At 64.4% G+C, this 20,445-nt stretch carries 16 protein-coding genes; 9 read left to right on the top strand and 7 right to left on the bottom strand.

Going from position 1 to position 20,445, the window contains the following annotated elements; translation table 11 throughout:
• Positions 1 to 106: 106 nt before the first annotated feature.
• On the bottom strand, positions 107 to 550 hold the full coding sequence (gene cadR / locus ACSSU5_RS09375; RefSeq protein ID WP_264311142.1) for a cadmium resistance transcriptional regulator CadR: 444 nt from the start codon (positions 548 to 550) through the stop codon (positions 107 to 109).
• A gap of 83 nt (positions 551 to 633) precedes the next feature.
• Here cadR and ACSSU5_RS09370 point away from each other — a divergent pair, with 83 nt between their 5' ends.
• From ACSSU5_RS09370 to ACSSU5_RS09350, 5 genes are all read left to right on the top strand, one after another.
• Positions 634 to 2,847: a heavy metal translocating P-type ATPase gene (locus tag ACSSU5_RS09370; RefSeq protein ID WP_492561059.1), complete on the top strand. Its 2,214-nt coding sequence runs from the start codon at positions 634 to 636 to the stop codon at positions 2,845 to 2,847.
• Between the two features lie 9 nt (positions 2,848 to 2,856).
• Positions 2,857 to 3,726, top strand: a complete 870-nt coding sequence (locus ACSSU5_RS09365; RefSeq protein ID WP_264311144.1) for a LysR family transcriptional regulator — start codon at positions 2,857 to 2,859, stop codon at positions 3,724 to 3,726.
• 219 nt (positions 3,727 to 3,945) lie between these two features.
• Positions 3,946 to 5,004 (top strand): putative 2-aminoethylphosphonate ABC transporter ATP-binding protein, encoded by a 1,059-nt coding sequence (locus ACSSU5_RS09360; RefSeq protein ID WP_492561058.1) that lies wholly within the window; start codon positions 3,946 to 3,948, stop codon positions 5,002 to 5,004.
• 1 nt (position 5,005) lies between these two features.
• Entirely contained in the window at positions 5,006 to 6,730 is a 1,725-nt protein-coding gene (locus tag ACSSU5_RS09355; RefSeq protein WP_492561057.1) for a putative 2-aminoethylphosphonate ABC transporter permease subunit, read from the top strand.
• An 18-nt stretch (positions 6,731 to 6,748) separates the two neighbouring features.
• Positions 6,749 to 7,774 carry a putative 2-aminoethylphosphonate ABC transporter substrate-binding protein gene (locus ACSSU5_RS09350; RefSeq protein WP_264311147.1) on the top strand — a complete coding sequence of 342 codons (1,026 nt, stop codon included), beginning with the start codon at positions 6,749 to 6,751 and terminating at the stop codon, positions 7,772 to 7,774.
• Between the two features lie 72 nt (positions 7,775 to 7,846).
• Here the strand turns inward: ACSSU5_RS09350 and ACSSU5_RS09345 are convergent, their stop codons facing one another.
• Both ACSSU5_RS09345 and ACSSU5_RS09340 read right to left on the bottom strand, forming a co-directional pair.
• Complete coding sequence (locus tag ACSSU5_RS09345) at positions 7,847 to 9,211, bottom strand: GTPase/DUF3482 domain-containing protein (protein WP_492561056.1); 1,365 nt, start codon at positions 9,209 to 9,211, stop codon at positions 7,847 to 7,849.
• Positions 9,204 to 10,595, bottom strand: a complete 1,392-nt coding sequence (locus ACSSU5_RS09340; RefSeq protein WP_492561055.1) for a DUF2868 domain-containing protein — start codon at positions 10,593 to 10,595, stop codon at positions 9,204 to 9,206. Before ACSSU5_RS09340 ends, ACSSU5_RS09345 begins: the two co-directional genes overlap by 8 nt.
• A 54-nt stretch (positions 10,596 to 10,649) precedes the next feature.
• Between ACSSU5_RS09340 and ACSSU5_RS09335 the strand changes: the two genes are divergently transcribed.
• Entirely contained in the window at positions 10,650 to 11,168 is a 519-nt protein-coding gene (locus tag ACSSU5_RS09335) for a dihydrofolate reductase (protein ID WP_492561054.1), read from the top strand.
• 141 nt (positions 11,169 to 11,309) lie between these two features.
• Here the strand turns inward: ACSSU5_RS09335 and ACSSU5_RS09330 are convergent, their stop codons facing one another.
• On the bottom strand, positions 11,310 to 12,701 hold the full coding sequence (locus tag ACSSU5_RS09330) for an L-cystine transporter (protein ID WP_492561053.1): 1,392 nt from the start codon (positions 12,699 to 12,701) through the stop codon (positions 11,310 to 11,312).
• 240 nt (positions 12,702 to 12,941) lie between these two features.
• Between ACSSU5_RS09330 and ACSSU5_RS09325 the strand changes: the two genes are divergently transcribed.
• Complete coding sequence (locus ACSSU5_RS09325; RefSeq protein WP_492561052.1) at positions 12,942 to 13,997, top strand: HAD family hydrolase; 1,056 nt, start codon at positions 12,942 to 12,944, stop codon at positions 13,995 to 13,997.
• Between the two features lie 11 nt (positions 13,998 to 14,008).
• Here the strand turns inward: ACSSU5_RS09325 and ACSSU5_RS09320 are convergent, their stop codons facing one another.
• Positions 14,009 to 14,677, bottom strand: a complete 669-nt coding sequence (locus ACSSU5_RS09320; protein WP_264311153.1) for an FMN-dependent NADH-azoreductase — start codon at positions 14,675 to 14,677, stop codon at positions 14,009 to 14,011.
• Positions 14,678 to 14,816: 139 nt separating this feature from the next.
• Here ACSSU5_RS09320 and ACSSU5_RS09315 point away from each other — a divergent pair, with 139 nt between their 5' ends.
• Positions 14,817 to 15,671, top strand: coding sequence for a LysR family transcriptional regulator (locus ACSSU5_RS09315; RefSeq protein ID WP_492561051.1), 855 nt, complete (start codon positions 14,817 to 14,819; stop codon positions 15,669 to 15,671).
• 68 nt (positions 15,672 to 15,739) lie between these two features.
• On the opposite strand, the gene ilvD is transcribed toward ACSSU5_RS09315, so the two are convergent.
• On the bottom strand, positions 15,740 to 17,581 hold the full coding sequence (gene ilvD, locus ACSSU5_RS09310) for a dihydroxy-acid dehydratase (protein WP_264311155.1): 1,842 nt from the start codon (positions 17,579 to 17,581) through the stop codon (positions 15,740 to 15,742).
• 479 nt (positions 17,582 to 18,060) lie between these two features.
• On the opposite strand from ilvD, the gene mgtE reads away from it, so the two are divergent.
• On the top strand, positions 18,061 to 19,116 hold the full coding sequence (gene mgtE / locus ACSSU5_RS09305; protein WP_264311156.1) for a magnesium transporter: 1,056 nt from the start codon (positions 18,061 to 18,063) through the stop codon (positions 19,114 to 19,116).
• Positions 19,117 to 19,237: 121 nt separating this feature from the next.
• Here the strand turns inward: mgtE and ACSSU5_RS09300 are convergent, their stop codons facing one another.
• Positions 19,238 to 20,434: a class I SAM-dependent rRNA methyltransferase gene (locus ACSSU5_RS09300; RefSeq protein ID WP_264311157.1), complete on the bottom strand. Its 1,197-nt coding sequence runs from the start codon at positions 20,432 to 20,434 to the stop codon at positions 19,238 to 19,240.
• Positions 20,435 to 20,445: the final 11 nt, after the last annotated feature.

Here is a 20,445-nt window from a genome sequence, read left to right as displayed (position 1 = left end):
CTAAATCGCTGGGGCTGCTTTGCAGCCCTTTCGCGACGCAAGGCCGCTCCCACAGGTGCCGCGCAAACCCTCGAGACTGCGCCGTAACTGACTGCCCCCGGCAATCTCAATGCCCGTGGCTTCGGCCTACATGCGAATGCTCACCTTCCGGTACCGATACCGCCCCGTTCACCTCCAGTTGCTGCAAGATCGCGCATTCTGCGCCTTGCGCGCTGCACCGCTGGCGCAGCTCCACCAGTTGCTCCTGCAGTGCCACCAAGCCATCGATACGCGCCTGCACATGGGCGATATGCTCATCAATCAACGCATTGACGCTGCCGCACGAGCCTTCTGGGCTGTCGCGCAGGCGCAACAGGCTGCGGATTTCGTCCAGGGTCATGTCCAGGGTCCGGCAATTGCGGATGAAGGTCAGCCGCTCGACGTGGGCCTGGGTGTAGAGCCGGTAATTGCCGTCGGTGCGCGCTGGCTCCGGCAACAACTGTTCACGCTCGTAATAGCGGATGGTCTCTACGGCGCAATCGGTGGCTTTTGCCAGTTCTCCAATCTTCATCGCGAAATCTCCAGCAGATGGCTTGACCCTATAGTGGCTACAGGGTGTTCACTTGGCAACAGGCTCACTTTAAGGATGACCCAATGAACCAGCCTGTCAGGCCCCACCACAAGCACGACCACCACGCCCACAGCTGCTGCGCCAGCGCTGGCGCCCCGGCGTTGGTGCAGTTGAGCGAAAAAGCCAGCGGCGACGCGCAGCTTAGCCGCTTCCGCATCGAGGCCATGGACTGCCCCACCGAGCAAACGCTTATCCAGGACAAGCTGGGCAAGCTGGCGGGTATCGAGCAGTTGGAGTTCAACCTGATCAACCGTGTGCTTGGCGTGCGGCACACGCTGGGCGGTACTGCCGAGATCGAGCGGGCCATCGACAGCCTGGGCATGAAGGCCGAGCCTCTCACCGAAGGGGACGCCGCCACCGCGACTGCACCCTCGCCAAGCAAAACCCGCTGGTGGCCGCTGGCGTTGTCCGGTGTCGCGGCTATCGCCGCAGAAATCGTGCATTTCACCGGGTTTGCACCTGAATGGCTGGTGGCCGCCCTGGCCTTGGCGGCGATCCTGGGTTGCGGCCTGGGCACTTACAAGAAGGGCTGGATCGCCCTGAAAAACCGCAACCTCAACATCAACGCGTTGATGAGCATTGCCGTGACCGGTGCTGTGCTGATCGGCCAGTGGCCGGAGGCGGCCATGGTGATGGTGCTGTTCACGGTCGCCGAGCTGATCGAGGCACGCTCCCTGGACCGGGCACGCAATGCCATCAGCGGCCTGATGCAGCTCACCCCCGACATGGCGACCGTGCGGCAAGCCGATGGCCAGTGGCGTGAGGTGGACGTGCGCGAGGTGGCTATCGGCGCTTTGGTGCGGGTACGGCCAGGCGAGCGCATCGGCTTGGATGGCGAAGTGACCAGTGGCCAATCCAGCGTCGATCAGGCGCCCATCACCGGTGAAAGCCTGCCGGTGGAAAAAGCCGTGGGCGACAAACTGTTCGCTGGCACCATCAACCAGGCGGGTGCGCTGGAGTTCCGTGTCACTGCTGGTGCCGGGCAATCGACCTTGGCGCGCATCATCAAGGCCGTCGAGGAGGCCCAGGGCGCCCGGGCGCCGACCCAGCGCTTCGTCGACCGCTTCTCGCGCATCTACACCCCCGTGGTGTTCGCCGTGGCCCTGGCGGTGGCGGTGATCCCGCCGCTGTTCCTGGCAGGCGCCTGGTTCGACTGGATTTACCGTGCGTTGGTGCTGCTGGTGGTGGCGTGCCCGTGCGCCTTGGTCATTTCTACCCCGGTGACCATCGTCAGTGGCCTGGCTGCGGCAGCGCGCAAGGGCATCTTGATCAAGGGCGGCGTTTATCTGGAAGGCGGGCGCAAGCTGGACTTCCTGGCCCTCGACAAGACCGGCACCATTACCCACGGCAAGCCGGTGCAGACCGACGCCAAGGTGCTGGACCCGCTGTTCGAAGGCCGCGCGCAAGCTTTGGCTGCCAGCCTGGGCGAGCGCTCGGACCACCCGGTGTCACATGCCATCGCCCAATTCGGCAAGGCACAAGGCCTGGCCCTGAAAGAGGTCGACGACTTCGCAGCCCTGGCCGGTCGCGGTGTGCGTGGGGTGATCGAGGGTGAGCTTTACCACCTGGGTAACCACCGCCTGGTGGAGGAACTGGGCCTGTGCTCGCCGGCGCTGGAGGCGCAGCTGGATACGCTGGAGCGTCAGGGCAAGACCGTGGTGTTGCTGCTCGACCGCAGTGGCCCCCTGGCGTTGTTCGCAGTGGCCGACACGGTCAAGCAGAGCAGCCGCCAGGCGATTGCCGAGCTGCATGAGCTCGGTATCAAGACGGTCATGCTCACCGGCGACAATCCCCATACCGCCGAAGCCATCGCCGCCCAGGTCGGCATCGACCGCGCCGAAGGCAACCTGCTGCCGGCCGACAAGCTCAAGACCATCGAAGACCTGTATGCCCAAGGCCATCGGGTGGGGATGGTCGGCGACGGTATCAACGATGCGCCGGCCCTTGCCCGTGCCGAAATCGGCTTTGCCATGGCGGCGGCGGGCACCGACACTGCCATCGAGACGGCCGATGTGGCGTTGATGGACGACGACTTGCGCAAAATCCCGGCCTTCGTCAGGCTGTCGCGCCAAAGTGCGGCGATTCTCAGGCAGAACATCGTTCTGGCCCTGGGCATCAAGGCGATATTCCTGGCGATCACCTTTGCCGGCATGGCGACCATGTGGATGGCGGTGTTCGCCGACATGGGCGTGAGCCTGCTGGTGGTGTTCAACGGCTTGCGCCTGTTGCGCAAATAGAGGACGTGCATGCTGAGTTCGGAGCTCAAAGCCTTCTACATGGTGGCCCGCCTAGGCAGCATCACCCTGGCGGCGAAGAAGCTCGGGCTCAGCCAGCCCACCGTGACCACGCAGATCCGCAACCTGGAAAGCCAGTATGCGGTGGAGCTGTTCTACCGTGGCGGCCGGCGCCTGGTGTTGAGCGAGGAGGGTGTGCGCCTGCTGCCGATGGTCAAGGCATTGCTGCAGCAGGAGGCCGACATTGAGTTCGAACTGCGCAACAGTGGCCAGGCCCAGGGCAGCCTGCGCATCGCGGCCACTGCGCCTTACTACATTCTCGATCTGGTGAAGATCTTCCGTGAGCGCCTGCCCCAAGTAGACGTGGCGGTGGAGATCGGCAACTCGCAGCAAGTGCTGGAAATGCTCGAAGATTACCGGGTCGATATCGCCGCCTCGTCGCAACTGCTGGAGGATGCTCGCCTGGTGCGCCGGGTTTTGGGCACCGACCCGTTGGTGGTGGCGGTACACCGTAACCATCCGTTGGCGCATCGCCAGGTGGTGTCCATCGACGTGGTGAGCGGGCATTGCCTGTTGATGCGCGAGCCGGGCTCGACCACGCGCAAGCTGACCGAACAGATGATGCAGGAGGCCGGTGTGAAAGCCGGGACGTTGCTGGAAATCGGTAGCCGCGAATCGATCCGTGAGGCCGTGCTGCGCAACATCGGCATCAGTGTGATTGCCCGGCATGAGGTGCCGCACAACCCCGAATTACGGGTGCTGGCGTTGGAGGATGCACCGGTGATGCATGAGTACCTGTATTGCCTGAAGGAGCGGCGCCAGGCGCGTTTGCCTGCGGCGTTCCTAGGGGTTGCGCAGGAAGTGGCCGGTTCACAGTTCTAGGTCTGTGGTGGCTTCTTCGCGGGGCAAGCCCGCTCCCACAGGTATCCCGCTGCCTTCAGGCACTGTGCGGTCGCTGTGGGAGCGGGCTTGCCCGCGAAGAGGCCCGCACAGGCCAGTACAAAATCTGCCTATACCACTATCGCCAGCTTTTGCCTGAACGCCACAGAACCGTCGCACAGCCTTCCTAGCATGGCCCCATCTCTTTGATGAGGCCTTGCCATGAACAACGCCACGCCTGGCGCACAGATGAAAGTGCGCAACATTCACAAGCGCTTCGGCGCCTTCACCGCGCTCAACGATGTCTCCCTGGACATCGCCGCCGGCGAGCTGGTGTGCCTGCTCGGCCCATCCGGTTGCGGCAAGACCACGCTATTGCGCTGCATCGCCGGCCTCGAACGCCAGGACCGCGGTGAGCTGTACATCGGCGAGCGCGACATCTCCGAGTTGCCACCCCAGGCCCGCGACTACGGCATTCTGTTCCAGTCTTACGCGCTGTTCCCCAACCTTACCGTCGAAGCCAACATTGCCTATGGCCTGATGGGCAGTGGCCGTGAGCAGGCGCGGCAGCGGGTGGTTGAAATGCTCCAGCTGGTCGGCCTGTCTGGTAGCGAAAAGAAGTACCCAGGGCAGCTTTCTGGCGGCCAGCAGCAGCGTGTGGCTCTGGCCCGTGCCCTGGCGCCGGCGCCTTCGCTGCTGTTGCTCGACGAGCCGATGTCGGCACTGGACGCGCGGGTTCGCGAGCACCTGTGCACCGAACTGCGCCAACTGCAACGCCAACTGGGTATCACCACCTTGATGGTCACCCACAACCAGGACGAGGCCATGCTGATGGCCGACCGCATCGCCGTGATGAACAACGGCCAGGTCGAGCAGTACGCCACGCCGCAGGCCATCTACGACCAGCCGGCCACGCCTTTCGTTGCCGAGTTCGTTGGCCAGGGTAACTGGCTGCCGTTCCAGCGCAGCGGTGACAGCCAGGCCCAGGTCGGTGGCATGCGCATGCGCCTGTCGCCGGGGTCGGCGCGGGCCAGCAGCGGCCGCCTGTTCTGCCGCCCTGAGGCGATCACGGTCAACCCGCCAGTGCACGAAGAAAACCTGTTTCCGGCCATGGTCCGCGAGATCACCTTCCTCGGTAATCGCTGCCGCATGAGCTTTGAACTCAAAGCCCTGCCAGGCCATGCATTGCTGGCCGAACTGGCCCCCGAGGCCATGCCGCGCCTGGGCTCGCAGGACATCTGGGTGGCGCTGCCACCGCAGAGCCTGCAGGTGTTCGCCTGAGATGGCCGCGCCAATGTCTCTGCCGCTGAACCCGGCCAATGCCACGTCTCGCCAGGGTGTTGCCCTGGGGGACCGGCTGTTTGTCGTCGGCGGCAAGTGGTTGCTGTTGATGCTGCTGGTGCTGGCTGTGCTGATGCCGCTGCTGGCGATTTTCTGGCGCGGCTTCAGCGCAGAGGCCGGCCAGGGTGGCGGCCTGGTGGCCGCCCGTGAGCTGTTCGCCAGCGAGAGCTTCCACTGGCTGCTCGGTAACAGCCTGTCGGTGGCGTTCACCGTCGCGGCCATCGTCATCCCACTGGCTTACCTGTTCGCCTATGCCTTGCAACGCACCCTGATCCCGGCCAAGGGCCTGTGGCGGGGTGTCTCGTTGCTGCCGTTGCTGGCGCCCTCGATGCTGCCGGCTATTGCGCTGGTCTACCTGTTCGGCAATCAGGGCCTGCTGCGCGGGCTGCTGAGCGACAACATCTATGGCTTTTGGGGCATCGTGCTGGGCGAGGCCATCTACACCTTCCCGCATGCATTGATGATTCTGCTGTCGGCCCTGTCGCTGGCCGATGCACGCCTGTTCGACGCCGCCGCCAGCATGGGCGCCGGGCCTTGGCGTGCGTTCTCCAGCATTACCTGGCCAGCCACGCGCCAGGCCGTGTTCGCCGCCTTCTGCCTGGTGTTCACCCTGACTATCACCGACTTCGGTGTCCCGGTCGTGGTCGGGGGTGATTATCAGGTGCTGGCCCTGGAGGCTTACAAGGCTGTCGTTGGCCAACAGCAATTCGGCCGTGGTGCACTGATTGGCATGGTCTTGCTGCTGCCGGCACTGCTGAGTTTCGCCGTCGATGCTTGGTTGCGCCGCCGCCAGGGCGAGGCCATGAGCGGGCGTGCGCAGGTGTTCGAGCCCAAACCCTCGCGCCGCCGTGATGCCTGCTTCCTGGCCATCGTGCTGGTGGTCTGCGCGGTGCTGCTGTTGGTGATCGGCATGGCCGTGTATTCATCGCTGGTCACGTTCTGGCCCTACAACCTGTCGCTGTCGCTCAAGCACTACATGTTCGAGGACACCGCCGGTGGTGGCTGGCTGGCCTACCGCAACAGCGTGACCATGGCGATCGGCACCGCGCTGATCGGCAGCATGGTGATTTTCTGCGGTGCCTACCTGATGGAGAAGACCCAGGGTCAACGCCTGCTCAACCAGTCGCTGCGCCTGCTCAGCTTCATCCCCATGGCGGTGCCGGGCCTGGTCCTGGGCCTGGGCTACGTGTTCTTCTTCAACCTCAGCGGCAACCCGCTGCATGTGCTGTACGGCAGCATGGGCTTGCTGGTCATTTGTACCATCGCCCATTACCTGACCACCGCGCAGATGACCGCGACCACCGCCCTGCGCCAGCTCGACGGTGAGTTCGAGGCTGCCGCCTTGTCGCTCAAGGCGCCCTTGTACCGGCACTTCCTGCGGGTGACCTTGCCGATTTGCCTGCCGGCGCTGCTGGACATCATCCGCTACCTGTTCGTCTCGGCGATGACCACCGTGTCGGCGGCAATCTTCCTGTACAGCCCCGACACCATCCTCGCTGCCGTTGCCGTGCTGAACATGGACGACGCGGGCAACGTCGGCGGTGCCGCCGCCATGTCCACCCTGATTTTGCTGACCAGCGCCAGCGCCTCACTGCTGCTGGCCGCAGCCTCACGCGGCCTGTTGCGCCGCTCCCAAGCCTGGCGCCAACGCGCCGCGACTGCCTGACCTGTAAGGAACCCCACCATGTTCAAGCACCTTGCACTTGCCGCTGCCGTTTCTGCCGTGTTCAGCCTGCAGGCTTCGGCCGCCGGGACCCAGCTGACGGTCTACACCGCGCTGGAAGCCGAGCAGCTCAAGACCTACAAGCAGGCCTTCGAAAAGGCCAACCCGGACATCGAGATCAAGTGGGTACGCGACTCCACGGGCATCATCACCGCCAAGCTGCTGGCCGAGAAAGAGCGCCCGCAGGCCGATGCGGTATGGGGGTTGGCAGCGTCCAGCCTGGCCATTCTCGACCAGAACGGCATGCTTGAAGCGTATGCGCCCAAGGACCTGGGCAAGATTTCGGCGAACTACCGCGACGCGGCCAACCCACCGGCGTGGGTGGGCATGGATGTCTGGGCCGCGACCATTTGCTTCAACACCATCGAGGCCGAGAAGCAGGGCCTGAGCAAGCCGGTAAGCTGGCAGGATTTGGCCAAGCCCGAGTACAAGGGCAAGATCGTCATGCCCAACCCGGCCTCGTCCGGCACGGGTTTCCTGGATGTCAGCGCCTGGCTGCAGACCTTTGGCGAGCCTCAGGGCTGGGCCTACATGGACGCCCTGCACCAGAACATCGGCCAGTACGTTCATTCCGGCTCCAAGCCGTGCAAGCTGGCGGCGGCGGGTGAGTTCCCGATCGGCATCTCGTTCGAGTACCCCGCCGTGCAGCTCAAGCGCCAGGGGGCACCGCTGGACATCGTGCTGCCTAAAGAGGGGTTGGGTTGGGAAATCGAGGCAACGGCGGTGATCAAGGGCACGCCAAAGGCCGATGCGGCCAAGCGCCTGGCAGATTTTTCGGCCAGCCCTGCGGCGATGGAGCTGTACAAGGAGAACTTCGCGGTGCTTGCCGCGCCGGGTATCGCCAAGCCGCAGACCGAATTGCCGGCTGATTATGAGCAGCGGTTGATCAAGAACGACTTTGCCTGGGCTTCGAAGCACCGTGATGAGATTTTGGCCGAGTGGCGCAAGCGGTATGACGGCAAGTCGGAGAAGGTGGCGCAGCAGTAACCTGTAGGCGCGGCCCTTTCCGACCGGTCCGGCGCCCCGGCAAGGCCGCGCCTACAAACACGCAACAGCCTCCTAGATCTGCAACACCAACGCTTCCAACTGCTCTTGCCGCTCCGCCTGGTTCACCCGCGCCCCCGGGTTTAGCGTCGACCACTGCGGATGCGCCCGGGCCTTGACCAGCGCGTCTGGCAACTTGCCCTCGCGCCAGGCTTTTTCGTCCAACTCGCCCAGGCGAATGCTGTCTTGCGCGGCATGCCCGCGGTTATCCAGGGCCACCATCAGCTGCTGCTGACGCAGCGCCAACAGCCGCAACACCGTATCGTCCACAGTCAGCTCACGCTGACCTTTGAGCCTGCCCATCAACCTCGACCCGTAATTGCGTGCCGTCTGCAGCGCGCCGCCCGCGATTGCGCCAGCCAAGGCCGCCGCGCCAAGGGTCAGGCCACCGACCAGCAGATCGACCCCTGCCCCCGCTGCTGCACCCGCCGCCACGCCGCTGCCCAGGCGCACGCCCAGCAGCTTCAAGGTCTCGGGGTTGAACAGGTCATCGCCCCAGCGACCATCCAGCAACGGCAGGTCACTGGCATGGGCGTCTTCGCGGCGGAAGGCATACAGCTTGAGCAACGCCTCCACACAGCGCTGTTCGCGTTGCCGCACATCCTGGCGCAACGCTTCGATGGCTTTGGCTTCTGCGGCGGGTTCGGCCACGACGCTGCGCCGGCAGGCGGCGCAATCGAGCAGCAGTTCGGCGATCAGGCGTTTACCGCTTTGATGGCGAGCCTGGCGTTGCGCCTGCTGGTCGTCGATCAGCCGTTGCAGGGCAGGGCGGGCGTCTTCCAGCAGCAGGGCCAGGCTTTCGTACAGGCGGCGTTCGCCGTCTTCAGGCGGGGCCACGCTGTCAAACCGCACCAAAGCGTGAAGGCCAAGGCGGGCAAGGGCTTCACGCCATTCAGGCTCGCGGTGCTGGCTGCTGGCGACGAAATTGAGCACCGGCAGCAGAGGCTTGCCACAGCTGGCCAGCACTTCGAGCTCGTCGCGGTATTTGGCCAGCACCGGCTCGCGGGCGTCGATGACGTAAAGGCCGGCATTGCTGGCCAGCAACTGGCGCAGCACTTTGGCTTCCTGCTCGAAGCGCTGGCGTGCCTCGCTGCCCTGGAGGAAGCGCGCCAACCGGGCAGGGCCATCCAGGCGCTCGCCTGGGCGTTCGAGCCGTTCGAGATAGTCGAGCAGGGCAATGGCATCTTCCAGGCCGGGGGTGTCGTACAGCTCCAGCAGCGGCTCGCCGTCCACCGACAGGCGTGCGCCTTCCACATGGCGCGTGGTGCTGGGGCGATGGGACACCTCGCCAAAGCTCACGTCGCGGGTCAAGGTGCGCAGCAGCGAGGTCTTGCCGACATTGGTATGGCCGACCACGGCCAGCTTCAGTGGCTCAGTCATGGCCATGCTCCAGCCAGGTCAGGGGCGAGGTGTCGGCGTGGGGCAGGCCGAGGCGGTCCAACGCTTCGTGCCAGTCGCCCAGGCGTTCGGCATCCAGGGCCTCGCCTGGCGCCGCCTGCAGCAGCCAGATACGGGTGGCGCCCGCATTGCGTGCCAGCTCGGCCAGCAGCGCCAGGCTGCCGCGGTCGGGCGAGCGGCGTGGGTCGCAGGCGATGGCCAGACGCGCCGGGGGGAAGCGGCTCAGTTGTTCGAGCAGCCGGTTGCGCGATTCACGGCTATCGAGCACACCGGCATCGGTCACGCTGTTGGGCAGGGCAGGCGGCCAGGGGCGCTGGTCGTCCAGCTCCAGGCCGACCAGCAGCGCACCGCTGCTGCCGCTCTCCAACTGGCCGGCTGCGAAGTGGGGCAAGGTCTCGGGCGCGGCGTCCTGCACACCGATGCGCTCGCTGCGTGGCATAAGGCTTTCGCGCAAGGCCGCGTAGCCCGGCAGGCTGAGGTCCAGCGCCAGGCGTGCGCGGCCCTGGCGCCAGCGCCACAGGCACAAAGCGGCCAATAGCAGGCGGGGCAGCAGGCCATAGACCAGCACCACGCCGAGCAACCAGCTGGCCCAGGCCTGGCGGGCCAGGTCCAGGGCTGGCAGCGTGTCGCCGCTGGCGCGGATCATGTGTTCGTCTGGCACGGCAAAGCCCAGCAGTGAAGGCAGGGCGCCGATCGCCTGGGTCATGTGGATGAACGGCTCGGCGGCGAGCAGGGTGGTTTCCCAGACAAAGCCATAACGCCGGGTGGCCAGCAACGCCAGGAGCATCGCCAACGCGGTCATCATCGCCAGCAGCCACAGCCCGTGCACCAGCACGCCGAGCAAGCAGCGATTCAGGCGCTGGCGCTGCAGCAGCACCAGCAGCGCGGGCGCAAGGTGCGCGGCCTTGGCATCGCGGGCAAAGCGTTCGCTCAGCCACAGCCACAGCCGGCCAAGGCCCGCACTCTGCTCGCCGCTGAGGCCGAAGCCTATCGCCCAACCCAGCAGCATCAACAGGTTCAACCCCAACAGGCTGCCCAGCGCCCAGAACACGTTCACCGGGCGTTGGCCGTCCCCCAGCGCCGCCAATGCCAGGCCCGCGCCGCTGAAGGCGGCCATGATCAACATAGCCAGCAGCGCCAGGCGCGCGCCCTGTTTCCAGTGGCGCAGGGCCGCAGTCATGCCGTCGCGGTCGGCCAGAAACAGCGCGCGCGTTTCGATACGGGCCGCCAGGTCGCCGCCGGCCTGGCGGGCGTGGCGGTTGGCCTCCTGGTCTTCCAGGGGGCCGGCATGTTCCTCGCGCAGGCGTACCGCTTCGGTGAGCCAGCGTTTGTCCAGTGGCGTTGGTCCAGTCACAAGGTCTTCCATTGCACAGGTCAGGGCAGAAGCATAACCCACGGCGGGTTTGCTATCCTCGCTGGCATGACTAGCACACTCCCCCTCAGCCTGATCGCGGCCCTCGCCGAGAACCGCGTGATTGGCATCGACAACTCCATGCCCTGGCACCTGCCGGGGGATTTCAAGTACTTCAAGGCCACGACCCTGGGCAAGCCGATCATCATGGGGCGCAAGACCTGGGACTCGCTGGGCCGGCCTTTGCCGGGGCGGCTGAATATCGTGGTCAGCCGCCAGCCGGGGCTGACGCTTGCCGGTGCCGAGGTGTTCCCCTCGCTGGAGGCGGCGCTGGTGCGGGCCGATCAGTGGGCGCGTGAGCAGGGGGTCGATGAGCTGATGCTGATTGGCGGGGCGCAGCTGTATGGGCAGGCGCTGGAGAAGGGGCTGGTGAGCCGCATGTACCTGACCCGGGTCGAGTTGTCGCCGGAGGGGGATGCGTGGTTCCCTGCGTTTGACGAGGGGCAGTGGCAGCGGGTGAGCAGTCAGCCGCAAGCGCCTGAAGGGGCGGGGCCGGTGTATCACTTCGATGTTTGGGACAAGGTTTGAGATTTTTGGGGGCGCTTTGCGCCCCTATCGCGACGCACAGATAACATTGGTCATTGTGGGAGCGCCCATTGTTCAGATTCGGCGCTGGCCTGTGGGAGCGGCCTTGCGCCGCGAAAGGGGCGCAAAGCGCCCCCAGCGATCTCAGCTATGACTCAGCTCTGCATGCTGGTCACCCGCTAACACGTCCTTGTCAGTCTCTTTCAACAGCTGGCTGGTCACCACCCCGGCCGTCATCGAGCCATTCACGTTCAACGCCGTACGGCCCATGTCGATCAACGGCTCCACCGAAATCAGCAGCGCCACTAGTTCAACCGGCAAGCCCATGGCCGGCAGCACGATCAGCGCGGCGAAGGTCGCACCACCGCCCACCCCGGCAACCCCGGCCGAGCTCAGGGTGACGATGGCGACCAGGGTCGCGATCCACAGCGGGTCGAAGGTGTCGATCCCCACCGCAGGCGCAACCATCACCGCCAGCATCGCCGGGTACAGGCCCGCGCAACCGTTCTGGCCAATGGTGGTGCCGAACGAGGCGCTGAAGCTGGCAATCGACTGCGGCACACCCAGGCGGCGGGTCTGCGCTTCGATATTCAGCGGGATGCTGGCGGCGCTGGAGCGGCTGGTGAAGGCGAAAGTCAGCACCGGCCACACCTTGCGGAAGAAGCGCAGCGGGCTCACGCCGGTCGCCGCCAGGATGGCGGCATGCACCACGAACATCAGCCCCAGGCCGATGTACGACACCACCACGAAGCTACCCAGTTTGAGGATGTCGTCCAGGTTGGAGCTGGCCACCACTTTGGTCATCAAGGCCAGCACGCCATAGGGGGTAAGCTTCATCACCACGCGCACCAGGCGCATGACCCAGGCTTGCAGGGTGTCGATGGCCGACAGGGCGCGCTCGCCCTTCTCGGCATCGTCCTTGATCAGTTGCAGGGCGGCCAGGCCGACGAACACGGCGAAGATCACCACGCTGATGATCGAGGTCGGCTTGGCCCGCGCCAGGTCGCCCACCGGGTTGCTGGGGATGAACGACAACAGCAGTTGCGGGATGTTGAGGTCGGCGACCTTGCCCGCGTAGTCGCTGTGGATCGCTTGCAGCCGCGCGCTTTCCTGCACGCCGGCCACCAGGCCGTCCGCTGTCAGGCCGAACAGGTTGGTCAGGACGATGCCGATCAACGCGGCGATGGCGGTGGTCAGCAGCAGGGTGCCAATGCTGAGCACGCTGATGCGGCCGAGCGAGGAGGCATTGTGCAAGCGGGCCACGGCACTGAGGATCGAGGCGAAGATCAGTGGCATGACGATCATCTGCAGCAGGCCGACGTAGCCGTTGCCGACCAGGTCGAGCCAGGCGATGGTGGCCTTCAGGACCGGGTGGCCAGCGCCATAGAGCGTGTGCAGCACCAGGCCGAACACCACGCCCAGCACCAAGCCCAACAAGACCTTCTTGGCCAGGCTCCAGTCGGTGCGGCGGGTTTGTGCCAGGCCCAGCAGCAGGGCCAGGAATGCCAGCAGGTTAAGAGACAGCGGCAGGTTCATTGAAGCTCCAACAAAAACAGAAGAGGCATCGCCTCTGTGAGCGATTACGAACGGAAATGCTAACAGCCTGAAAACAAACGAATTTATACCCAAATGGAATGTGCTTAGTCGTTTATGGAATAACGACGTGTCGCAAATAGCAATGAACACGGCGTTTCAAGCTGCCTTAACGTCGTTGTCAGGGCTTGCCGGCGCGCAATGTTGGACTAGCGTTTCCCGGTCATTTCAGGAGATTCGCACATGAAGTTCGCTCCGAAAGCGCTCGCCCTCGGCCTGTCCCTGTTGTTCGGTGCCCAAACCTGGGCCACCGAACTCAAGCATTGGCCCGCCGAGGCGGCCAAACAGCTCGACAGCATGATCACCGCCAATGCCAACAAAGGTAACTACGCGGTGTTCGACATGGACAACACCAGTTACCGCTACGACCTTGAAGAGGCCTTGCTGCCGTTCATGGAAAACAAGGGGCTGCTGACCCGCGACAAGCTCGACCCTTCGTTGAAGCTGATTCCGTTCAAGGACACAGCCGAGCACAAGGAAAGCTTGTTCAGTTACTACTACCGCCTGTGCGAAATCGACGACATGGTCTGCTACCCGTGGGTGGCACAGGTGTTCTCGGGCTTTACCCTGAAAGAGCTGAAAGCCCAGGTCGATGCCTTGATGGACTCCGGCAAGCCCGTGCCCAGCACTTATTTTGAGGGTGACCAGGTCAAGGCCATCGAGGTGCAGCCGCCCAAGGTGTTTGCCGGGCAGGCCGAGCTGTTCAACAAGCTGATGGAAAACGGCATCGAGGTGTATGTCATTTCTGCCGCGTCCGAAGAGCTGGTGCGCATGGTCGCGTCCGACCCCAAGTACGGCTACAACGTCAAACCGCAGAACGTCATTGGCGTCAGCCTGTTGCTCAAGGACCGCGCCAACGGTCAACTGACCACGGCGCGCAAGCAGATCAGCGCCGGCACCTATGACCCCAAGGCCAACGAAGGCCTGGAGCTGACGCCGTACCTGTGGACCCCAGCGACCTGGATGGCAGGCAAGCAGGCGGCGATCCTCACCTACATCGACGAGTGGAAAAGACCGGTGCTGGTGGGCGGCGATACGCCGACCAGTGATGGCTACATGCAGTTCCACGGGGTGGATGTGGGCAAGGGGGGCATCCACCTGTGGATAAACCGCAAGGCCAAATACATGGACCAGCTCAACGGCATGATCGCCAAGCACGCCGCAGCACAGGCCAAGGAAGGGCTGCCGGTGACTGCGGACAAAAACTGGGTGATCGTCACGCCGGAGCAGATCCAGTAACAGCGCGCATGTCAGCCGGTGCGGCCGACAATCAAGGTCCGGGCCTCTTGCTGGTCGATGTTCTGCGCCAGCAAGGTCACGGCTTCAAGGGCGCTCGCACGGATGCTGGCGCCTGCAGGGCCAAGCGTCTGTTCGGCCACGATGCTGTGTACCTGGTTGATACCGACGAAGCGGAACCACGCATCGAGGAAGGGTTTTTCCAGGCCAAATGCCTGGTCGGGGGTTTGTGAGTCGGGGCCATAACCTAGCCCGCGGGTGTAGATGGCGACTGCCCGGCGCCCACCCAGCATGCCGTTCAACCCCTGCTCGTCGAAGGTGAACAAAACCCCTTTGTGCGAAATGGCGTCGATCAGGTGCTTGAGTTTGTAGGGGATGCCGAAATTCCACAGCGGTACGCTGAACAATACCGTGTCGGCCCGGTGGAACCGTTTGGCGAGCGTGCTGATCTGCGCCCATGCAGCGTTTTGCGCGGGCGAAAGCGGGGCATCGACAAGCCCTGCGTACTTGGCCGCGAGCAGGTCGCCATCCACTTCGGGAAGCTCGCATTCCCAAGGGTCCAGGCGGTCAACCTCCACGGCTTTGCGCTCAGCCAGCGCCGCCAGGAACACTTCGGCAATCTGAGCGGAAACCGAGCGCTCGCCTCTCGGTGAGGCGCAAACATACAAGACACGTTCAACCACGGGGCTTCTCCTTGGCAGCATTGAGGGCACGTCCCCTGGCGCTTGAGTGCTCAGGAGGGCAGCGCAAAGTCTGATTCAGGATGCTCTGTTATAGAAATGACGTATGCTCGCTGTATTGAGTGCGATAGGTGATCAATCAGTGTTCGATACAGTCCTTCTGCGCAGTTTGCTTGCCGTTGCCGACAGCGGTGGTTTCACGCGTGCCGCCGAGCGGCTGCACCTTACTCAATCGGCGATCAGCGCTCACATTCGTCGGCTTGAGCGCGAAGCCGGGCACAAATTGCTGGAGCGAACGACCCGCTCGGTGAGCCTGACGCCAGCAGGCGCCCGCTTGGCAGGCTATGCCCGCAGCATCCTGGCGCTGCATGACGATGCCCGCGCCAGCTTGGGCGTGGGCCGGCGGGTTTCTGGCATGGTGTCCGTGGGGTTGAGCGAGGAGATGGTCAAAGCGCCGATCATCGATTGCCTGCGTCGATTCTCGGTGACGCACCCTGATGCAGAGGTTGTCCTGAACGTCGGCCTGACCGGGGAGCTGCTCGCACTCATGCAAGCGGGTGCGCTGGATATTGTGCTGGGCAGCCGCTGCGGCGGTGATGAACATGGCGAGGTACTGTGGTCCGAGCCGTTGATCTGGGCGAAAGGGCCGCTTGCGCTGGCCAGCGATGATGCGACCTCAGCCGTACCCTTGGCGGTGTTTTCCGATCAATGCCCGTACCGTGCTGCTGCCATCGAAGCGCTGGCGCGTGCGGGGCGACAGTGGCGCATCGTTTGCCAGAGCCCAAGTGCCGGGGGGCTGATGACCGCCGTCAACGGTGGGCTTGGGGTGACGCCTGTTACCCGCTCATCTGCCCTGGCTGCGGGCCTGCAGGAAGTGACGGCGTTGCCAGCCCTGCCTCACGCGCAATTCGTGCTGTCCTCGACGGCGAAACCGAAGCGCTCGGCTGCTCTGCTGCTGGCGCAATTGCGCCAATCGGCTTCGAGGGGTGAGCTTTGATCCGGCTTTTATCCACAGGCATAAAAAACCGGCGCACAGGGCGCCGGTTTTGCAAACGCTAGAAAGCCTTACAGCCCTTCAAGCATTGCCTTGTTGCGTACCGCACCTTTGTCGGCACTGGTCGCCAGCAGGGCGTAGGCCTTGAGCGCGGTGGTCACTTTGCGCGGGCGCACTTCGACCGGCTTCCAGCCTTTTTTGTCCTGCTCGATGCGGCGCTCGGCCAGCTCTTCGTCGCTGACCAGCAGGTTGATCGACCGGTTGGGGATGTCGATCAATACCTTGTCGCCGTCGCGCACCAGGCCAATGGCGCCGCCAGCAGCGGCTTCCGGCGAAGCGTGGCCGATCGACAGGCCCGAAGTACCGCCCGAGAAGCGGCCGTCGGTGAGCAGGGCGCAGGCCTTGCCCAGGCCCTTGGACTTGAGGTACGAGGTCGGGTAGAGCATCTCTTGCATGCCTGGGCCGCCCTTCGGGCCTTCGTAACGGATGATGACGATATCACCGGCCTTCACTTCGTCGGCGAGGATGCCGCGCACGGCGCTGTCCTGGCTCTCGAAGATCTTCGCGCTGCCTTCGAACACGTGGATCGACTCATCGACACCGGCGGTTTTCACCACGCAGCCGTCGAGGGCGATGTTGCCGTACAGCACGGCCAGGCCGCCCTCTTGCGAGTAGGCGTGCTCGAAGCTGCGGATGCAGCCGTGTTCACGGTCGTCGTCGAGGGTTTCCCAACGGGTCGACTGGCTGAACGCGGTCTGGGTCGGGATACCTGCCGGGCCTGCCTTGAAGAAGGTGTGCACGGCTTCGTCGTCGGTCTGGGTGATGTCCCACTTGGCGATGGCTTCTTCCATGCTGCGGCTGTGCACGGTCGGCAGGTCGGTGTGCAGCAGGCCGCCACGGGCCAGCGAGCCGAGTATGCTGAAGATGCCGCCGGCGCGGTGGACGTCTTCCATGTGGTACTTCTGGATGTTCGGCGCCACCTTGCACAGCTGCGGCACCGTGCGCGACAGGCGATCGATATCACGCAGGTCGAACGCCACCTCGCCTTCCTGGGCCGCAGCCAGCAGGTGCAGGATGGTGTTGGTCGAACCGCCCATGGCGATGTCGAGCATCATGGCGTTTTCGAACGCCTTGAAGTTGGCGATGCTGCGCGGCAGGACCGACTCATCGTTCTCGCCGTAGTAGCGCTTGCACAGTTCGACGATGGTGCGGCCAGCCGTGAGGAACAGCTGCTCGCGGTCAGAGTGGGTGGCCAGGGTCGAGCCGTTGCCCGGCAGGGCCAGGCCAAGTGCTTCGGTCAGGCAGTTCATCGAGTTGGCGGTGAACATGCCGGAGCACGAACCACACGTCGGGCAGGCGCTGCGCTCGTACTCGGCGACTTTCTCGTCGGAGGCCGAGGAGTCGGCGGCGATGACCATCGCATCGACCAGGTCCAGGCCGTGGCTGGCCAGCTTGGTCTTGCCGGCTTCCATCGGGCCGCCGGAGACGAAGATCACCGGGATGTTCAGGCGCAGGGCGGCCATCAACATGCCGGGGGTGATCTTGTCGCAGTTGGAGATACAGACGATGGCGTCGGCGCAGTGGGCGTTGACCATGTATTCCACGGCGTCGGCGATGATCTCGCGGCTCGGCAGCGAGTACAGCATGCCGTCGTGGCCCATGGCGATGCCGTCATCGACCGCGATGGTGTTGAATTCCTTGGCCACGCCACCGGCGCGCTCGATCTCACGGGCAACCAGTTGGCCCAGGTCCTTCAGGTGCACGTGGCCCGGGACGAACTGGGTGAACGAGTTGGCGATGGCGATGATTGGTTTCTTGAAATCTTCGTCCTTCATCCCGGTGGCGCGCCACAGGGCACGAGCGCCCGCCATGTTGCGGCCTTGGGTGGAAGTCTTGGAACGATAATCAGGCATGAAGCACTCCTGGCGGCTTAATCAGGTCACAAAAAGGGGAGTGAGCTTCTCTTGGTCCTATGCGCCTTAGGCCGGTTGCCACTGGCACGGATGGGGCCGAAGACACCACGGGATCGCCGCGTGCTCGACCAGAGCTCATAAACCCGCCGGGGATGACTGGCGATGAATAGCCCGATTCTACACCGCTGGCGCGGCGAGGGAATGGCGATGTGTCTGGGCGGTGGCGTTGGCCTAATGGCCGGTAGTTTGTAGGACGCTTCCGAAACGTCGGTCCAAGGGCTGACCTGCCCGCCCAAGCTGACTATGATCCGCCCGCCGCATGTGCGGCTTCACGAGATACACCCTCAATGGACCTTCCCAGTTTCAGTTCAAACCGAACTCGCAAATTGGCACTGAGCGCGTCGTCGCCAGGGCTTCCGAAGGCTTGAGCCCGCGTGGCTGAGGTGTGCGGGTGCCTGCGTCGGCGCCTGGAGAACCTCATGCAGCACACTTCCGATACCCTCGTTTCACCTCTCGACCTGCGCCAGGCTGCCCAGGCCCGTCGTGACGACCTGCTTCACCCGCAAGGCTACCGCGAAGGCACGGCCGGTTACCTGATGACCAGCGAATACTCGTGCCTGGATGCCGGCCTCAGCGCAAGCCAGGCCATCGACATGCTGCGCCGCGAGGCTGCCGATGCCGAAACCATCTATCAGTCTTATGTACTCGACGAGCAGCGCAACCTGCGCGGTACGTTGTCCCTGCGCGAGCTGATCCTGGCCGCCCCCGAGGCGCCGATCGAGCAGATCATGGTGCACAAGGTCATCTGCGTTTGCACCACGACCCGCCAGGAAGAAGTGGCCCGCCTGATCCGCGAGCACGACCTGCTGGCCGTGCCGGTGCTGGACGAGGTTGGGCGATTGGTGGGCCTGGTGACGTGCGACGATGCACTGGATGTGGTGGTCGATGAGGCCACCGAGGACTTCCACAAGGGCGCCTCCATCACCAACCACGTGGGCAACCTTAGGGATGCCACCGTCAGCCTGCTGTACCGCAAACGGGTGCTGTGGCTGGTGCTGCTGGTGTTCGGCAACCTGTTCTCGGGGGCTGGCATCGCGGCGTTCGAAGAGACCATTGCCGCGCATATCGTGCTGGTGTTCTTCCTGCCGCTGTTGGTGGACAGCGGTGGCAATGCCGGGGCTCAGTCGGCGACCTTGATGGTGCGGGGCCTGGCGACGGGCGAGGTGGCCATGCGTGACTGGCTGCGGATGCTGGGGCGTGAGTGCGGGGTTGCGCTGGCGCTGGGGGCGACCATGGCGGTGGCGGTGGCATCGCTGGGGGCACTGCGGGGTGGGATGGACATTGCCCTGATCGTGGCCAGCAGCATGCTGGTGATCGTGTTGCTGGGCAGCCTGATCGGCATGAGCCTGCCGTTCATGTTCACCAAGCTCAAGCTCGACCCGGCGACGGCCAGTGGCCCGCTGGTGACCTCGATCGCCGATGCGGCGGGGGTGCTGGTGTATTTCGGGATTGCTTCGTATGTGCTGGATATCTGAGGTGCCGTTTGGGGCTGCTTTGCAGCCCATCGCGGGCAAGCCCGCTCCTACAGGGGTCGGGTACCTGTGTAGGAGCGGCCTTGTGTCGCGATGGGCTGCGCAGCAGCCCCGGCATTCTTAATCAGCTGTTAGGCAGCAACCGGCAGGTAATGCTCTTGATGTAGCGGGTTTCGGCGATGGCCGGGTGCACCGGGTGGTCCGGGCCCTGGCCGCCGCGCTCGAGCAGCTGCAGGTTGCGGTCCAGGTGGCGGGCGCTGGTCAGCAGGATGTTGTTCAGGTCATCCTCGGGCAGGTGCATGGAGCACGAGGCGCTGACCAGAATGCCGTCCTTGTTGAGCATGCGCATGGCCTGTTCGTTGAGGCGACGGTAGGCCGCTTCGCCGTTTTTCAGGTCTTTCTTGCGCTTGATGAACGCGGGTGGGTCGGCAATGATCACGTCAAAGCGCTCTTCGGCGGCCTTCAGCTCACGCAGCGCTTCAAATACGTCGCCTTCGATGCAGGTCAGTTTCTCGCTGATACCGTTGAGCGCGGCATTGCGCTCAACGCCGTCCAGGGCGAAGCCCGACGCATCGACACAGAACACTTCGCTGGCGCCAAATGCGCCGGCCTGCACACCCCAGCCACCGATGTAGCTGAACAGGTCGAGCACGCGCTTGCCTTTGACGTAGGGGGCCAGGCGCGCACGGTTCATGCGGTGGTCATAGAACCAGCCAGTCTTCTGGCCTTCGCGTACCGGGGCTTCAAACTTGACGCCGTTTTCTTCCAGCGGGACCCAGTCCGGCACTTCGCCGTAGACGGTTTCGACGTAGCGCTGCAGGCCTTCGGCATCACGCGCGGCGGAATCGTTCTTGAACAGGATGCCGCTTGGCTTGAGCACCTGGACCAGGGCGGCGATCACGTCGTCCTTGTGCAGCTCCATGGTCGCCGAGGCCAGCTGAACCACGAGGATGTCGAAGAAGCGATCGACCACCAGGCCTGGCAGCAGGTCGGAGTCGCCGTAGACCAGGCGGTAGCACGGCTTGTCGAACAGGCGCTCACGCAGCGACAGGGCGACGTTGAGGCGGTGCACCAGCAGCGATTTGTCCAGCGGCAGCTTGATGTCGCGCGACAGCAGGCGGGCGCAGATCAGGTTGTTCGGGCTCAGTGCCACGATACCCAGCGGCTTGCCGTTGGCGGCTTCGAGAATCGCCTGCTGGCCGGCCTGAAAGCCTTGCAGCGGGGTCGTGGCGACGTCGACTTCATTGCTGTAGACCCACAGGTGGCCGGCGCGCAGGCGGCGGTCGGCATTGGCTTTGAGGCGAAGGCTGGGCAGGGACATGACGTCGCTCC

This window comes from Pseudomonas sp. E1MeOHC2, from assembly GCF_058745025.1.
This window is presented reverse-complemented; position numbering and strand designations above follow the sequence as displayed.

Excerpts from the sequence above, each read along its gene's own strand:
- ACSSU5_RS09345 (WP_492561056.1), bottom strand. The coding sequence starts at position 9,211 with ATGACTGAGCCACTGAAGCTGGCCGTGGTCGGCCATACCAATGTCGGC.
- mgtE (WP_264311156.1), top strand. The coding sequence starts at position 18,061 with ATGCAGCACACTTCCGATACCCTCGTTTCACCTCTCGACCTGCGCCAG.
- cadR (WP_264311142.1), bottom strand. The coding sequence starts at position 550 with ATGAAGATTGGAGAACTGGCAAAAGCCACCGATTGCGCCGTAGAGACC.
- ACSSU5_RS09300 (WP_264311157.1), bottom strand. The coding sequence starts at position 20,434 with ATGTCCCTGCCCAGCCTTCGCCTCAAAGCCAATGCCGACCGCCGCCTG.
- ACSSU5_RS09335 (WP_492561054.1), top strand. The coding sequence starts at position 10,650 with ATGACTAGCACACTCCCCCTCAGCCTGATCGCGGCCCTCGCCGAGAAC.
- ACSSU5_RS09330 (WP_492561053.1), bottom strand. The coding sequence starts at position 12,701 with ATGAACCTGCCGCTGTCTCTTAACCTGCTGGCATTCCTGGCCCTGCTG.
- ilvD (WP_264311155.1), bottom strand. The coding sequence starts at position 17,581 with ATGCCTGATTATCGTTCCAAGACTTCCACCCAAGGCCGCAACATGGCG.
- ACSSU5_RS09370 (WP_492561059.1), top strand. The coding sequence starts at position 634 with ATGAACCAGCCTGTCAGGCCCCACCACAAGCACGACCACCACGCCCAC.
- ACSSU5_RS09340 (WP_492561055.1), bottom strand. The coding sequence starts at position 10,595 with ATGGAAGACCTTGTGACTGGACCAACGCCACTGGACAAACGCTGGCTC.
- ACSSU5_RS09365 (WP_264311144.1), top strand. The coding sequence starts at position 2,857 with ATGCTGAGTTCGGAGCTCAAAGCCTTCTACATGGTGGCCCGCCTAGGC.
- ACSSU5_RS09325 (WP_492561052.1), top strand. The coding sequence starts at position 12,942 with ATGAAGTTCGCTCCGAAAGCGCTCGCCCTCGGCCTGTCCCTGTTGTTC.
- ACSSU5_RS09355 (WP_492561057.1), top strand. The coding sequence starts at position 5,006 with ATGGCCGCGCCAATGTCTCTGCCGCTGAACCCGGCCAATGCCACGTCT.
- ACSSU5_RS09350 (WP_264311147.1), top strand. The coding sequence starts at position 6,749 with ATGTTCAAGCACCTTGCACTTGCCGCTGCCGTTTCTGCCGTGTTCAGC.
- ACSSU5_RS09360 (WP_492561058.1), top strand. The coding sequence starts at position 3,946 with ATGAACAACGCCACGCCTGGCGCACAGATGAAAGTGCGCAACATTCAC.